This is a genomic window from Streptomyces sp. NBC_00083 (genome assembly GCF_026343295.1).
Classification (GTDB): Bacteria; Actinomycetota; Actinomycetes; order Streptomycetales; family Streptomycetaceae; genus Streptomyces.
This window is the reverse complement of record NZ_JAPELY010000001.1, coordinates 800,304-814,823: the sequence shown is the minus strand read 5'-3', so window position 1 is coordinate 814,823 and position 14,520 is coordinate 800,304. Positions and strand designations below refer to the sequence as shown.

General features: G+C 72.2%; 11 protein-coding genes. 1 reads left to right on the top strand and 10 read right to left on the bottom strand.

Annotated elements, in window-relative coordinates; translation table 11 throughout:
• Positions 1-116: 116 nt before the first annotated feature.
• Positions 117-497, bottom strand: a complete 381-nt coding sequence (locus tag OOJ98_RS03525) for a PPOX class F420-dependent oxidoreductase (protein WP_267053130.1) — start codon at positions 495-497, stop codon at positions 117-119.
• Between the two features lie 98 nt (positions 498-595).
• Positions 596-2,179, bottom strand: coding sequence for a cytochrome bc complex cytochrome b subunit (locus tag OOJ98_RS03520; RefSeq protein WP_267055495.1), 1,584 nt, complete (start codon positions 2,177-2,179; stop codon positions 596-598).
• Positions 2,180-2,417: 238 nt separating this feature from the next.
• Here OOJ98_RS03520 and OOJ98_RS03515 point away from each other — a divergent pair, with 238 nt between their 5' ends.
• The gene (locus OOJ98_RS03515; RefSeq protein ID WP_267053129.1) at positions 2,418-3,689 is read left to right on the top strand and encodes an aminotransferase class I/II-fold pyridoxal phosphate-dependent enzyme; all 1,272 of its coding nucleotides are present in this window, start codon (positions 2,418-2,420) and stop codon (positions 3,687-3,689) included.
• Positions 3,690-3,780: 91 nt separating this feature from the next.
• Here OOJ98_RS03515 and OOJ98_RS03510 read toward each other — a convergent pair whose 3' ends face one another.
• The 8 genes from OOJ98_RS03510 to iolD form a co-directional block, all read right to left on the bottom strand.
• On the bottom strand, positions 3,781-4,665 hold the full coding sequence (locus OOJ98_RS03510; protein ID WP_267053128.1) for an ABC transporter permease: 885 nt from the start codon (positions 4,663-4,665) through the stop codon (positions 3,781-3,783).
• Positions 4,662-7,271, bottom strand: a complete 2,610-nt coding sequence (locus OOJ98_RS03505) for an alpha/beta fold hydrolase (protein WP_267055494.1) — start codon at positions 7,269-7,271, stop codon at positions 4,662-4,664. The genes OOJ98_RS03510 and OOJ98_RS03505 overlap by 4 nt, the downstream gene beginning before the upstream one ends.
• Before the next feature lie 144 nt (positions 7,272-7,415).
• Entirely contained in the window at positions 7,416-8,195 is a 780-nt protein-coding gene (locus OOJ98_RS03500) for a maleylpyruvate isomerase family mycothiol-dependent enzyme (RefSeq protein WP_267053127.1), read from the bottom strand.
• 19 nt (positions 8,196-8,214) lie between these two features.
• Positions 8,215-9,621, bottom strand: coding sequence for an APC family permease (locus OOJ98_RS03495; RefSeq protein WP_267053126.1), 1,407 nt, complete (start codon positions 9,619-9,621; stop codon positions 8,215-8,217).
• Between the two features lie 442 nt (positions 9,622-10,063).
• The gene (locus OOJ98_RS03490; protein WP_267053125.1) at positions 10,064-10,630 is read right to left on the bottom strand and encodes a Fic family protein; all 567 of its coding nucleotides are present in this window, start codon (positions 10,628-10,630) and stop codon (positions 10,064-10,066) included.
• On the bottom strand, positions 10,627-10,980 hold the full coding sequence (locus OOJ98_RS03485) for a type II toxin-antitoxin system Phd/YefM family antitoxin (protein ID WP_267053124.1): 354 nt from the start codon (positions 10,978-10,980) through the stop codon (positions 10,627-10,629). The genes OOJ98_RS03490 and OOJ98_RS03485 overlap by 4 nt, the downstream gene beginning before the upstream one ends.
• Positions 10,981-11,119: 139 nt before the next feature.
• The gene (locus OOJ98_RS03480) at positions 11,120-12,622 is read right to left on the bottom strand and encodes a CoA-acylating methylmalonate-semialdehyde dehydrogenase (protein ID WP_267053123.1); all 1,503 of its coding nucleotides are present in this window, start codon (positions 12,620-12,622) and stop codon (positions 11,120-11,122) included.
• A 14-nt stretch (positions 12,623-12,636) separates the two neighbouring features.
• Entirely contained in the window at positions 12,637-14,520 is a 1,884-nt protein-coding gene (iolD, locus tag OOJ98_RS03475; RefSeq protein ID WP_267053122.1) for a 3D-(3,5/4)-trihydroxycyclohexane-1,2-dione acylhydrolase (decyclizing), read from the bottom strand.

Genomic DNA, 14,520 nt, shown 5'->3' with positions numbered 1-14,520 from the left:
GCCTCCCGGGGGGCCTGCCTCCCGCGCCAGGCACGGCCCCGGCGGCCCGCCGCATCTGCCCCGCCCCGGACCGCCCCGGCAGTCCCCCGTGCTGCCGGGGCGGTGGTTCGTGTCGTTCAGTTCAGGCTGTACGTCCCGCTCGGCCGCCAGTCGGGGCCGATCAGGCGGCGCCCGTCCGCGCCGGCCGGCAGGCGTACGCCCACCGTGCCCGCGAGGCCGTGGCGCAGTCGGCTGTGGGCGAGACGTACCACGGCGGCCAGACCGTACTTGTCGATGAGCGCGACCCGGTAGCGCACGCTCCCCTCGGCGTCCAGGAACACCGGACGCACCCACAGCGTCCCGGCACCGGCGCCGACCAAGACCCGCGACCCCGCGCGCAGCCGGCCCGCCAGCGGGGAGGACGTCGGTACGAGGATGCCGAGGGCCGGGCCGTCCCGGATCACCCACACGGCATCGGTCCTCGCCGCACCGGCCGCACCCCCGTCACGCGTGGTCACCAACAGCCGCTTGGCGGAGGCAAGTTGACCGACCTCGACAGCGCTGCGGGACGCCCCGCGCGCGGAAGCGCGAGGGAGCGAGGACCTCCCCACCCCGCTCACCGCCCCGAGCCTCCACGCCCGGCACGCTCGCCCCCGGCCTGTTCGCCGCCCCCGCCGTGCGCACCCGCCAGCCCCTCGCGCTCCCCCGGCGTCGCCTTCGCGACCTGTCCGCCCTCGCCGAAGTACGCGCGCGAGAGCCTGGCCCGCAGCGAGCCGCGCCCGGCGGCGGCCGGCCGGGGCTGCTCGTGCGCGGTGAGCGTGTGCAGCCGCGCCGCCGACAGGGGCTCGTGCAGCTCGACGTACTCCCCGTGCGGCAGCTTCTTCACGAGGCCGGTCTCCCTGCCGTGCAGGACCAGGTCGCGGTCGCGCCGCTGGAGGCCCAGGCACCAGCGGCGCGCGACCTCGAAGACCAGCACCGGCACCACGAAGAACCCGATCCGCACCGTCCACGTCATCACGTTGAGCGAGAGGTGGAGGTGCGTGGCGAACAGGTCGTTGCCGCCGCCGACCAGCGTGACGAGGTACAGGCTGATCCAGGCCGCGCCGAGCGCGGTGCGTACGGGCGCGTTGCGCGGCCGGTCCAGGAGGTGGCGCTCGCGCGTGTCCCGGGTGATCCACGCCTCCACGAAGGGGTAGACCGCGATCAGGCCGAGGACGGCCGGGAAGAGGAGGAAGGGGACGAGGACGCCGAGGACGAGGGTGTGGCCGCCCACGGTGACCTCCCAGCCGGGCATCACCCGGATCAGCCCCTCCGCGAACCCCATGTACCAGTCGGGCTGGGCGCCCGTGGAGACCTGGTCGGGGCGGTACGGGCCGAACGCCCAGATCGGGTTGATCGAGGCGATCGCCGCGACGGCCGCGATGACGCCGAAGACGAGGAAGAAGAAGCCGCCGGCCTTCGCCAGGTACACCGGCATGAGCGGCATCCCGACGACGTTCTCGTTGGTGCGCCCGGGACCCGCGAACTGGGTGTGCTTGTGGAAGAAGACCAGGATCAGATGGGCCACCAGCAGCCCCAGCATGATCCCCGGGATGAGCAGCACGTGCAGGCTGTAGAAGCGCGGCACGATGTCGGTGCCGGGGAACTCGCCGCCGAACAGGAACATCTGGAGGTACGTCCCGACCACCGGCACCGCCAGGATGACGCCCTCGATGAAGCGGATGCCGGTGCCGGAGAGCAGGTCGTCGGGGAGCGAGTAGCCGAAGAAGCCGTCCAGCATGCCGAGGAACAGCAGGCCGAACCCGAAGAGCCAGTTGACCTCGCGGGGCTTGCGGAAGGCGCCGGTGAAGAACACCCGCATCATGTGCGTGAACATCCCCGCGATGAAGACGAGCGCCGCCCAGTGGTGGATCTGCCGGATCAGCAGCCCGCCGCGCACCTCGAAGCTGATGTGCATCGTGGAGTCGAACGCCTCGGACACGCGCTGCCCGTGGAGCGGTACGTACGCGCCGTCGTAGACGACCTCCGTCATGCTCGGCTTGAAGAACAGGGTGAGCCAGACACCGGTCAGGATGATGACGACGAAGCTGTAGAGGCAGATCTCGCCGAGCATGAACGACCAGTGGTCCGGAAAGATCTTGCGCATGGTGCCCCTGGCGGCCCGGTGCAGCCCCACCCGCCCGTCCGCCCAGTCGGCCATCCGCTCGCCACGCCCTGCCACCGCGCCCCCCTGGTCCCAGGGCGCCTCCGCAGCGGGCGCCCATGCCGAACCGACAGCGGAGCCCCGCTCCACCGCCGTCTCCCCCACCATAACCGGGGAACACTCCCCACTTAAAGGGCCCGGTCGTCCGGTGCTCAGGGGAGGGTTTGTAAGCTCGACACGGCGCACCCACCCCCTGGCCGTTCCGCGCGTGTGCGGCCCCGCGAGAGGAAACACCATGACCACCGAGCTGAGCTCCGACGCCCTGGCCGGGCTGCTCGACCAGGCCCGGAAGGACTACGAGGCCCTGGCCGCCCGTGGTCTCAAGCTCGACCTCACCCGGGGCAAGCCCGCGCCCGAGCAGCTCGACCTCTCCGAGGACCTGCTCAGCCTGCCCGGCGGCCGCTTCACCTCCGCCGACGGCACCGACGTGCGCAATTACGGCGGCCTCCAGGGCCTCATGGAGCTCCGCGAGATCTTCGCCGAGGTGCTCCAGGTGCCGGCGGGGCAGCTGCTCGCCGCGGGCAACTCCAGCCTGGAGCTGATGCACGACTGTCTGGTGCACGCGATGCTCAGCGTCGTGCCCGGCGCCGAGTCCCACTGGGTCGACCAGGAGCGCCTCGCGTTCCTGTGCCCGGTCCCCGGCTACGACCGGCACTTCGCGCTCTGCGAGCGGTTCGGCATCGAGATGATCCCGGTCCCGATGACCGACGCCGGTCCGGACATGGACGTCGTCGAGCGCCTGGTCGCCGAGGACGCGGGCATCAAGGGCATCTGGTGCGTGCCGAAGTACAGCAACCCCAGCGGTGTCAGCTACAGCGACGAGACGGTGGCCCGGCTCGCCCGGATGGAGACCGCGGCGCCCGACTTCCGGATCTTCTGGGACAACGCCTACGTCGCCCACCACCTCACCGACGAGCCCACCGAGATCGCCGACCTGCTCGGCGCCTGCGCCGAGGCCGGCCACGCCGACCGGGCCTTCGTCTTCGGCTCCACCTCGAAGATCACGGCCGCGGGCGCGGGCGTCGCCTTCTTCGGCTCCTCGCCCGCCAACGTGCAGTGGCTGCTCGCCAACAACTCCAAGCGCTCGATCGGCCCCGACAAGGTCAACCAGCTGCGCCACGTGCTCTTCCTGCGCGACGCGGACGGTGTGCGCGCCCACATGGAGCGCCAGCGCGCACTGCTCCAGCCGAAGTTCGAGACCGTGCAGCGCATCCTGGAGAGCGAGCTGGGCGGCACCGGCCTCGCGACCTGGACCGTCCCCAAGGGCGGTTACTTCGTCACCCTCGAAGTGCCCGAGGGCTGCGCCAAGGAGGTCGTGGCGCGGGCCGGCGCGGCGGGCGTCGTGCTGACCCCGGCCGGTGCGACGCACCCGTACGGCGACGACCCGCGGGACGCCACGATCCGCATCGCGCCCAGCTACCCGGGCCTGGCAGAGCTGGAGCAGGCGATCCTCGGCCTGACCGCGTGCGTGCGGCTCGTCGGGTACGAGAAGCTCCTCGCGGCCTGATCAGCGCCTCGCCCCGTAAGACCTCGGCCGCCTCCGCACCCCCGTACTCCGGGTGGTGCGAAGGCGGCCGGTGTTCCCCGGGACCCGGGTCCTACGACACGATGTCCTTGCGGGCGAACCCCCGGAAGGCCAGCGCGAACAGGACGAGCGCGTACGCGACGGAGACCGCCGAGCCCCGCACCATGCCGCCCCACTCCAGGTGCGGCTGGAGCGCGTCGGCCCAGGCGAACTGCCAGTGCGCGGGCAGGAAGTCCCGCCAGTCGCCGAGCGCCGTCACCGCGTCGAGGACGTTGCCGACGATGGTCAGGCCGACCGCCCCGCCGACCGCGCCGAGCGGCGCGTCGGTGCGGGTGGAGAGCCAGAACGCGAGCGCCGCGGTGACCAGCTGGGACACGAAGACGAAGGCGACCGCCGCGGCGAGACGGGGCAGCGCCTGGCCCGCGCCGAGCGAGCCGCCGGTGGGGATCTCCAGCGGCCCCCAGCCGTAGAACGCGGTCCCCGCCGCGAGCGCCACCAGGGGCAGCAGCACGATCGCCGCCGCGCTGAACCCGAGCGCCACCACCAGCTTCGACCACAGCAGCCTGGCCCGGGGCACGGGCGCCGCGAGCAGATAGCGCAGTGAGGACCAGCCTGCCTCCGAAGCGACGGTGTCACCGCAGAAGAGGGCGACCGGCACCACCAGCAGGAAGCCCGCCGAGACGAACAGGCAGGTCGCGGCGAAGTTGGCGCCGGACGCGGTCGCCGTGTCCATCAGGGTGACCCGGCCGTTGCGGCTGCTCGGGGTGCCGCCGATGGCGAACGCCACGATCAGCACGAAGGGCAGCGCGGCGAGCACCGCCCCCATCACCAGGGTGCGCCGGCGCTTGAGCTGCCGCAGCGCCTCGACGCGCAACGGCAGCGTGCGGCCAGGCCGGTAGCCGGGTGCGGTCTCGGCGGCCGGGGATCCGGTGGCCGGGGGCTCTGTCAGGGTGCTCACGCGGACCCTCCGATCAGGGTGAGGAAGGCGTCCTCCAGGCGGCGGTGCGGGCCGACTCCGGTCACCTGCACGTCCAGACGCAGGAGTTCGGCGATCAGCTCGGTGGTGGTCGCCCCGTCGAGGCGGACCAGGAGCCCCTCGTCGGTGCGGAGCGCCGAGCCGATGCCGGACAGGGCGCCCACCTTGTCGACGACGGCCGCGGGGACCGCTTCGGCGGTGGTGACGAGCAGGGTGTCGCTCGCGCCGGTGATCTCGGCGACCGGGCCGGCCTGGACGAGACGGCCGCGGTCCATGACGACCAGATGCGTGCAGGACTGCTCGACCTCGGACAGGAGGTGGCTGGAGACGATCACGGTGCGGCCGCCCTCGGCGTACCGGATCATCACGTCCCGCATCTCGCGGATCTGCGGCGGGTCGAGCCCGTTGGTCGGCTCGTCGAGGATCAGCAGGTCCGGCATGCCGAGCATGGCCTGGGCGATGGCGAGGCGCTGGCGCATGCCCTGCGAGTACGTCCGTACCGCGCGCTGGAGGGCGTCGCCCAGGCCCGCGATCTCCAGGGCCTCCTCGATGCGGGAGTCCCCGGCGGGGCGGCCGGTCGCCGCCCAGTACAGCTCCAGGTTCTCGCGGCCCGACAGGTGCGGCAGGAAGCCGGCGCCCTCGACGAACGCGCCGACCCGGGACAGCACCGGCGAGCCCGGCCGGATGGCGTGCCCGAACACGCGGATCTCGCCGCCGTCGGGCCGGATGAGGCCCATGAGCATGCGCAGGGTGGTGGTCTTGCCGGCGCCGTTGGGCCCGAGCAGCCCGAGCACCTGGCCCTTCTCCACCCGGAAGGAGAGCTCCCGTACGGCGTACCGGTCGCTGGACCTGGCGTATTTCTTGGTCAAGTCAGTGATGTGGAGCGGCACTTGGGCGAGCTCGGGATCGGGGGCGGGGGTGTGCGTGCGCCGGGTCACGAGCAGGGCGCCGCCCACGAGGAACCCGATCAGCGGCAGCCCCCACACCCACCAGGCGAGCCCCGCCGACGCGGTGCGCAGGGCCGGCACGGTGGGCACGCTCAGGGCGCCGCCGTCCAGGGAGACGGTGTACGCGGCGGGCGCGGCCGGGGAGGCGAAGCCGAGGTCGGTGGCGGCGACGACCAGGCGCAGCCGGTGGCCGGCCTCGACGTTGTGGTCGACGGCGGGCAGGGTCAGCTCGACGCTCCTGCCGCCCTTCGCGCCGTCGACCCGTACGGGCGCGACGAGTTGGGACGGCAGCACCTGCTGCTTGCCGTCGGGGCCGACGTCGTACACCTTCCCGAACAGGACCGCGGTGTCGGTGCTCGACGCCACCTTGAGCTTGACGGTCGGTGCGCCGGTGACATGGAGGCCGGTGGTCAGCGGCGCCGAGTCGAACTTGGCGTACTGGCCGGGGAAGTCGAGGGAGAGGCCGACGCCGAGCGAGGAGAGGCCCGTGAGGCCCGCGCCGAGGCCGGGGACCGCGGAGATCGCGGGCGGCGCGCCGCCGGGCGGATTGTCGAAGCCCTGCTCGCGGCCGGTCAGCGCGATCGTCCGGCGTCCGCTCTCCAGGCCCGGGTAGCCGCCGGTGGAGGCGCCCCTCAACTGGGCCGATCCATCAGTGGAGTTGATGCCTCCGGTGCGGGTGACGCGGAAGGCGGGGCCGGTGGCGGCGCTCTTGTCGCCCCTGAGGTAGCGGTCGAACCACTGGGTGACGCGGGCCTGGGTGCGTCCGCTCTCGCGGTCGCCGCCGTCGTGTCCGCCCGCGATCCAGTCGACGGAGACCGGGGCGCCGTTGGCGGCGATGCGCCCGGCCATGGCGTCGGCCTGGTCGAGCGGGAAGAGCGAGTCGGTCTGGCCCTGCATGATCAGGGCGGGCACCTTGATCCGGTCGCCCACGGCGGAGGGGCTCTTGGACTCCAGGAGCTTCTCGGCCGCGGCATCGGGCTGCCCGGCCGTCGCGACCCGGTTGTACATCGCGCACAGCTCCGGCTGGAACTTCTCGCAGCCGCCCGCCGTGGAGACGAAGATCCCGGCCCAGAGCTTCTTGTAGACGCCGTCGGGGAAGAAGACGTCCGACAGGTTCCAGTACGTCATCTCCGGGGCGATCGCGTCGACCCTCGGGTCGTATCCGGCGGCCAGCAGCGAGATCGCCCCGCCGTAGGACACGCCGGTCACACCGACGCGCGGGTCGCCCGCCTTGTCGAGCCGTACCTCGGGCCGCTTCGCGAGCCAGTCGATGAGCCGCGAGACGTCCTTGACCTCGAACTCCGGGTCGTTGAGCCCGATCCGGCCGGTGGACTTGCCGAAGCCGCGCGCGGACCAGGTCATGACCGCGTACCCGTCGCGCGCGAGCTGTTCGGCCTGGCCCTTCACCTCGTCCTTGCTGCCGCCGAAGCCGTGCCCGATCAGCACGGCGGGCCGTTTGCCGTCGGGGCTGCCCGCGGTGAAGAACGACGTGTCGATCTTCGCTCCGGACATGTCGAGGACCCGGTCCTCACGGTGCACGGCGGGGGCCCCCGAAGCGCCGCCGGCGCTCCAGACCCCGGCGCCGGCCAGCGCGGCGAGGGCGGCCGCCCCCGCGGCCACCCGCCACCGGCGTCTGCGCATGCTGATCTCCATCCCCCAACCGTATGCGCCCGCACGGACAAGCGAAGCTGCCGCTGGGTGGAGGTGGCCGCTGTACCCGGGGAGTACGGACGCCCGCTCCCGTACCGCGTCGGGAGTAGGCGCCCGCCGATGAACGGGGCCGGGTCAGAACGAGGTGGCGGTCAGCCAGGTGTCCAGGACGGCGCCGTCGCCGAGGATCTCGACCGTCGGGGTGTCGAGGGGCAGCCTGCGGTAGAAGACGCGCAGCACGTCGGCGAGGGGGCCGTGGAGTGCGACGGTCGCCTTCTCATGGGTCCCGGCTTCGGCCCGGCGCCAGGTGAACGCCGTGTCGTCGAGCTCGATGAACCACTGGGCCCCGGTGTCCTTGGCGTGCAGGTGCAGGGAGTGGCCGGGCGCACCGAGCTTGGTGTCGTCGGACCTGAACACACGGGGGAAGGTGAGGACGTCGAGCCACTCGTCGAGGGTGTCGGCGCCCACCTCCGCGGGCACGGTGTAGGCGGCGCCGACCGCCCCGGCCGCGTCCGCGCGGTGCACCAGCGTCTCGTGGGTCATCCGGCGCGCCCAGAACGCGCTGGTCGCCGGGCCCGTCCAGGACCACACCGGACGGTCGGGCCCGACCTCGCGCAGGAGGGCGGCGCAGTTCTCGGCGCCCTCGGCCAGCCAGGCGTCCAGGGCGGCCGGGTCGTCGCCCTCGGGGCCGCCCGCGCCGGGCACCTTGTCCGGCGAGAAGGGGGCGACCGCCTCGGTACGGACGATCTCGGTGGCCCACCGCTGGGCGCCGCCCACGTGCACGGCGAGCTGGCGCAGGGTCCAGTCGGGACAGGTCGGTACGGCCGCGGTCAGGTCGGCGCCCGCGAGGTGGGACCTCAACTCTTCGCTCTGGCGCAGGATTTGGTCGCAGTACGTCGCATGATCAAGTGTCATGGACGACACCCTAGGGGCCTCAGCTCTGCGCGTCCTCGGGAATACTGACCAGCCAGCGGGTGTCGCGGCGGGGCCGCAGGTACAGCGCCCAGTACAGCGTGGCGACCGCGACGATGCCGCCCGTCCACACCAGGTACCGGGTCTCCTGCTGGGTGAGGATGTAGGCGAGTACGGCGATGAGCAGCACCGGCACCGCGGGCCACAGCGGCATCCGCCAGGCGGCGACGTGCTTGTGGGCGCCGCGCCGGCAGAGCAGGGCGGCGACGGCGACCAGCAGGTACATGGCGGTGACGGAGACGCCGGTGACGCCGTAGAGGGTGTCGAGGTTGACGAAGCACAGGGCTGCGCCGGGGACGCCGACGAGGAGGGTCGCCACCCACGGGGAGCCGAACCGGCCGAGCCGGGACAGGCCCCGGTTGACGGGCTCGGGCCATGCCTTGTCGCGGGCGGAGGCGAACAGGACGCGGGAGTTCTGGATGACCATGACGATGCCCGCGTTGATGATGGCGAGGGCGACGCAGAGGCTGACGAAGGTGCCGACCGCCGAGTTCGACCAGGCGTTGACCATGTCGCTCAGGTTGCCGCTGGTGAGGGCCGCGAGGTCGGGGGCGCCGAGCGTGATGGCGATGACGGGCACCAGGATCACGGCGGTGGAGATGGCGAGGGTGGCGAGCACGGTGCGGGCGACGTTGCGCCGGGGGTGCTCCAGCTCCTCGGAGAGGTAGACGGCGGTCGAGAAGCCCTGGGTGATGAAGAGGGCGATGGCGAGCCCGGAGACCACCATCATCGCGGTGACCGTCGAGGTGGTGTGCCCGTCGCCCGCGACCGTGCCGTGTACGAGGGCGGAGGCGCCGCGCTGGCTGTGGGCGAAGCCGAGGACGGCGACGACGCCGGCCGCGATGACTTCGAGCACCAGGAAGATGCCGGTGATCCAGGCGTTGGCGCGCAGGTCGAGCAGGCCGGCGAGGGTGGCGAGCAGCATGACCGCGCCGCCGGCGACCGGCGCCGGTATGTGCACGATGGGCGCGAGGTAGTCGGCGGTGCCCATCGCGATGACGGGCGGCACGATCATCACGACGAGCAGCGAGAGCACGAACACGAGCCAGCCCGCGAGCCGTCCGGCCATCGTCGACACCATGGCGTACTCGCCGCCCGCACTGGGGATGAGGGTGCCCAGCTCCGAGTAGCAGAACGCCACGGCGATACAGAGCAGCGAGCCGATGGCGATGGTGAGGGCGGTGTACGTACCCAGAGTGGCGAAGAGGTCCGGCACGACGACGAACAGCGTGGAGGCGGGGGTCACACAGGACAGCGTGAGCAGGGTGCCGCCCACGACGCCGATGGACCGCTTGAGCTTCTGTGCTTCTTTGGGGGCGGGTCCGGTCGCGGGGGCGAGCGCATGGGGGGCGCTGAGCGTTTCCGTCATCGTGCGGTTCCGATCGACTGGTGCGGTGTCCGGTCCGCGGGAGCGGTATCGCCTCCAAGGGCGGATGGTGAAGTCGTTCGGGGCTCCCGGGGTGCCGTTATGCAATCCTTCGCAGATCCGCAGGTCAATAGGGGGTTACCTGCGGAATCCGAAGATCCGGCCGCGAGGGACGCCGCTTTTCGGCGTTAAGAGCGCGTCAAGACACGAGGATCGACCGGTACGGGAACCGTAGCGTCCGCATCGAAGTTCGTCGACAACTTTCCGCGGTACGGACGAGTACGGCCCCCGCGCGGGACGCTCGGCCGCGGATGGCGGGCCCCCTGACACCTGCCGCGGTCACCGCTCGGCCATGTCAGTCCTACGCCGCGGACGCCTGGACGGCCCGGGTCCGGCACACGAGGCGCGGCGCGATCGCCCGAGCCGTTCGGTACGGTCCCTGGCTTCAGGTGACGAGCAGGGCATCCAGCATGCGCAGGAGCGGGCCGTTGTCGCCGAGGTAGCTCTTGATGCTCGCCCGCTCGTTCTCCGCCGGGTCCAGACCGGCCCACCTCAGCTCGTATCCCGCGTCCGCAGCCAACTGGGCCAGAAAGGCTCGTTGGGTGCGGCCGTTGCCCTCACGGAAAGGGTGGAGCGCGTTGAGATCGCCGTAGAGGTCAGCCAGAGCGTCGACGAACTCCGTCCGCCCCAGGCCGCGCAGGTAGCCGCCTGATGCGAGCCTGCCGAAGACCTCGTCGCCGAAGGGGACCAGATTCCTGGACGGGCAGAACGGGGTGTACTTCGAGATCTCCACCACGCGCAGCTCACCTGCCCAGGGGTAGATCGCTCCGAAGATCGCGACGTGGAAGGCCTGCAGGTGCTTCATGTCGTACGCCCCCTCCAAGGGGCGCTCCGACAGTCGCACCAGCTCGGCGTGGCTGATGTCCGCCTCGGCGCGAGCGAGCAAGTCGGCGTCGTCGATTCCGAGCCGGTTGCGCAGGACACCGCTCGGAGTGACGTAGGGGTCGGTCACCCGGCGCGCCTCGCGGCTGCGGTGGCATGGCGGGACACCGCTCTCGCTACGAGATCATCGGCGGACATACGCCCCGCGACGTATGCCTCCGTGTCGTGGACCGACTCGTCCGTCGTCGTCAGCCCCTCGGCCGCCAGCGACCCGGTGGCCGAATCGACGGCCGTCCGCCGCGCCGCACGGCCGGTCAGGGCCTCGTACGCCTCCACGGAGAGAAGGACCCCTTGGGGCTTGCGGTGCGCCCCGATAAGCACTGGCTCTGCCCCTGCGCCATCGTGCTCCAACTCCGCGAGCATCCGGGACAGACCCACGCGGGCATCGCTGACCGTGACCACCTCGGGGATTTTCGCCATGCGACCAGCGTACTCCGGCTGTACCAAAATCTGTACAGAAACCAGTACCTTCCACCTATGGGGCACGCCGAGACCCCCGGCGGCCGACACCGGCGGGGGTCCGAGGGGCAGGCGGGGTCGGGGCGCCGGCCGGGGTGGGTCAGTGGTTGCGGGGGAAGCCCAGGTCTACGCCCGTGGGGGCGTCCGCCGGGTCGGGCCAGCGGGTGGTGACGACCTTGCCGCGGGTGTAGAAGTGCGTGCCGTCGTTGCCGTAGATGTGGTGGTCGCCGAAGAGCGAGTCCTTCCAGCCGCCGAAGGAGTGGTAGCCCACCGGCACCGGGATCGGCACGTTGACGCCGACCATGCCGGCCTCGACCTCCAGCTGGAAGCGGCGGGCCGCGCCGCCGTCGCGGGTGAAGATCGCGGTGCCGTTGCCGAAGGGCGACGCGTTGATCAGCGCCAGGCCCTCCTCGTACGTCTCGGCGCGCAGCACGCACAGGACCGGGCCGAAGATCTCGTCGCGGTAGGCGTCCGACGTGGTCGGCACGTGGTCGAGGAGGGACAGGCCGATCCAGTGGCCGTTCTCGAAGCCGTCGACGGTGTGGTCGGATCCGTCGAGGACGACCGTGGAGCCCTGGGCCGCCGCGCCCTTCACGTACGACGCCACCTTGTCGCGGTGGGCCGCGGTGATCAGCGGGCCCATCTCGGAGGCCGGGTCGTTGCCGGGGCCGATCTTGATCTTCTCGGCACGCTCGCGGATCTTCTCCACCAGCTCGTCGCCGATCGCGCCCACCGCGACGACCGCGGAGATCGCCATGCAGCGCTCGCCCGCGGAGCCGTACGCGGCCGAGACCGCGGCGTCGGCGGCGGCGTCGAGGTCGGCGTCCGGCAGCACCAGCATGTGGTTCTTCGCGCCGCCGAGCGCCTGCACCCGCTTGCCGTTGGCGGAGGCCGTGGTGTGGATGTGGCGGGCGATCGGGGTCGAGCCGACGAAGGAGACCGCGGCCACGTCCGGGTGGGCGAGGAGCGCGTCGACCGCGACCTTGTCGCCGTGCAGCACGGTGAAGACGCCGTCGGGAAGCCCCGCCTCCGCGAGCAGCTCGGCGATCTTCATCGACGCCGACGGGTCCTTCTCGGACGGCTTCAGGATGAAGGCGTTACCGCACGCGATGGCGAGCGGGAACATCCACATCGGCACCATCGCCGGGAAGTTGAACGGCGTGATGCCCGCGACGACGCCCAGCGGCTGGCGGATGGAGGCCACGTCCACCCGGCTGGAGACCTGCGTGGACAGCTCGCCCTTGAGCTGGGTGGTGATGCCGCAGGCCAGGTCGACGATCTCCAGACCGCGGGCGACCTCGCCGAGCGCGTCCGAGTGCACCTTGCCGTGCTCGGCGGTGATCAGTTCCGCGATGGCGTCCCGGTTCGCGTCGAGCAGCGCCCGGAACGCGAACAGGACGGTGGTGCGCTGCGCGAGCGAGGACGTGCCCCAGGTCGCGTACGCCGCCTTGGCGGTGGCCACCGCCTGGTCGACCTCTTCGGTCGAGGCGAAGGCGACCCGCGTGGTCACCTCGCCGGTCGCCGGGTCGGTCACCGGGCCGAAGTTGCCCGACGTGCCTTCGACGGTCTTGCCACCGATCCAGTGGTGGACGGTCTTCGTCATGTCCAAGTGCTCCTTCACAGATGGCGGCGTCGGGCGGTGACGTGCCGTTCGTACTCCTCGCGGGCCGTGACCGCCGACCGACGGGTCGCGGTCTCGGCCACGGGCACATCCCACCACGCCTGGGACGGGGGCGGGCCCGACACTGTGTCGGGCGTTTCGGTCTCCACGTAGACACATGTGGGAACGTCCGCCGAGCGCGCCCACGCGAGGGCTTCTCGCAGGTCACGCACGGTTTCGGCGCGCCGCACCCGCATGCCGAGCGAGGCCGCGTTGGCCGCGAGGTCGACCGGCAGGGGCGCGCCGTCGTAGGCGCCCGCCGACCCGCGGTACCGGTACGCCGTGCCGAACCGCTCACCCCCCACCGCGTCCGAGAGCCCGCCGATCGAGGCGTACCCATGGTTCTGGAGGATCACCACCTTGATGGGGATGTTCTCCTGCACGGCGGTGACGATTTCGGTCGGATTCATCAGATACGTACCGTCGCCGACCAGCGCCCAGACGGGCCGGCCGGGCGCCGCGAGGGCGACGCCGACGGCCGCGGGGATCTCGTAGCCCATACAGGAGTAGCCGTATTCGACGTGGTACTGGTCGCGCGAACGGGTCCGCCACAGCTGGTGGAGGTCGCCGGGGAGCGAGCCCGCCGCGTTGATCAGGATGTCGTCCCCGGTGACCAACGTGTCGAGTGCGCCGAGGACTTGGGCCTGGGTGGGGCGCGCCGCGTCGGACGCCGGGGTGTACGCGGCGTCGACCCGGCGCTCCCACGCCCCCTTCAGGCGCGCGCACTCGGCCTCGTACTCCGCCGGTACGCGGTGCCCCTTCAGCGCCTCGTGCAGCGCGGCCAGCCCGGCGCGGGCGTCGCCGACGAGCTGCCTGCCGCCCATCTTGTGCGCGTCGGCGGGCCGGATGTTGAGGTTGACGAAGCGGACGTCCGGGCCGGCGAAGAGGGTGGCGGAGGCGGTGGTGAAGTCGGTCCAGCGGGTGCCGACGCCGAGCACCACGTCGGCGGTGCGGGCCAGCTCGTCGGCGGCGGCCGTACCGGTGTGGCCGATGCCCCCCACGTCCTGGGGGTGGTCGTGGTCGAGGGCGCCCTTGCCGGCCTGGGTGCTCGCGACCGGGATGCCGGTGGACCGGGCGAGGGCGTCGAGCTCGCCCTGGGCGCGGGCGTGCCGCACCCCGCCGCCGACGACGATCAACGGCCGCCTGGCGGCAGCCAACTCCCTTGCCGCCAGGCTCAGTTCGCAAGCGTCCACTGCGGTCGACCGCACCGGCCACACCCGCTCGCGGAAGAACTCCTCGGGCCAGTCGTACGCCTCGGCCTGGACGTCCTGCGGGAGCGCGAGGGTGACGGCGCCGGTATTCGCGGGGTCGGCCAGGACGCCCATCGCGTTCAGGGCGGCCGGGATCAGCGCCTCGGGGCGGGCGACGCGGTCGAAGTAGCGCGAGACGGGCCGCAGGCAGTCGTTGACCGACACGTCGCCCGCGTACGGGACTTCGAGCTGTTGCAGGACCGGGTCGGCGGGGCGGGTGGCGAAGGTGTCGCCGGGCAGCAGGAGCACCGGCAGGTGGTTGACGGTGGCCAGGGCCGCGCCCGTGACCAGGTTGGTGGCGCCGGGCCCGATCGAGGTGGTCACCGCGTGCGCGGAGAGCCGGCCCGACTGGCGGGCGTAGCCGACGGCGGCGTGCACCATGGCCTGCTCGTTGCGGCCCTGGTGGAAGGGCATGGCCTCCGGCCCGGTTTCGAGCAGCGCCTGCCCGATCCCGGCGACGTTGCCGTGCCCGAAGATCCCCCAAGTCGCCGCGATCAGACGGTGGTTGACGCCGTCGCACGCGGTGTACTGGCGGGCCAGGAACGCGATCAGCGCCTGGGCGGTGGTGAGGCGGCGCGTGGCACCGGTCAC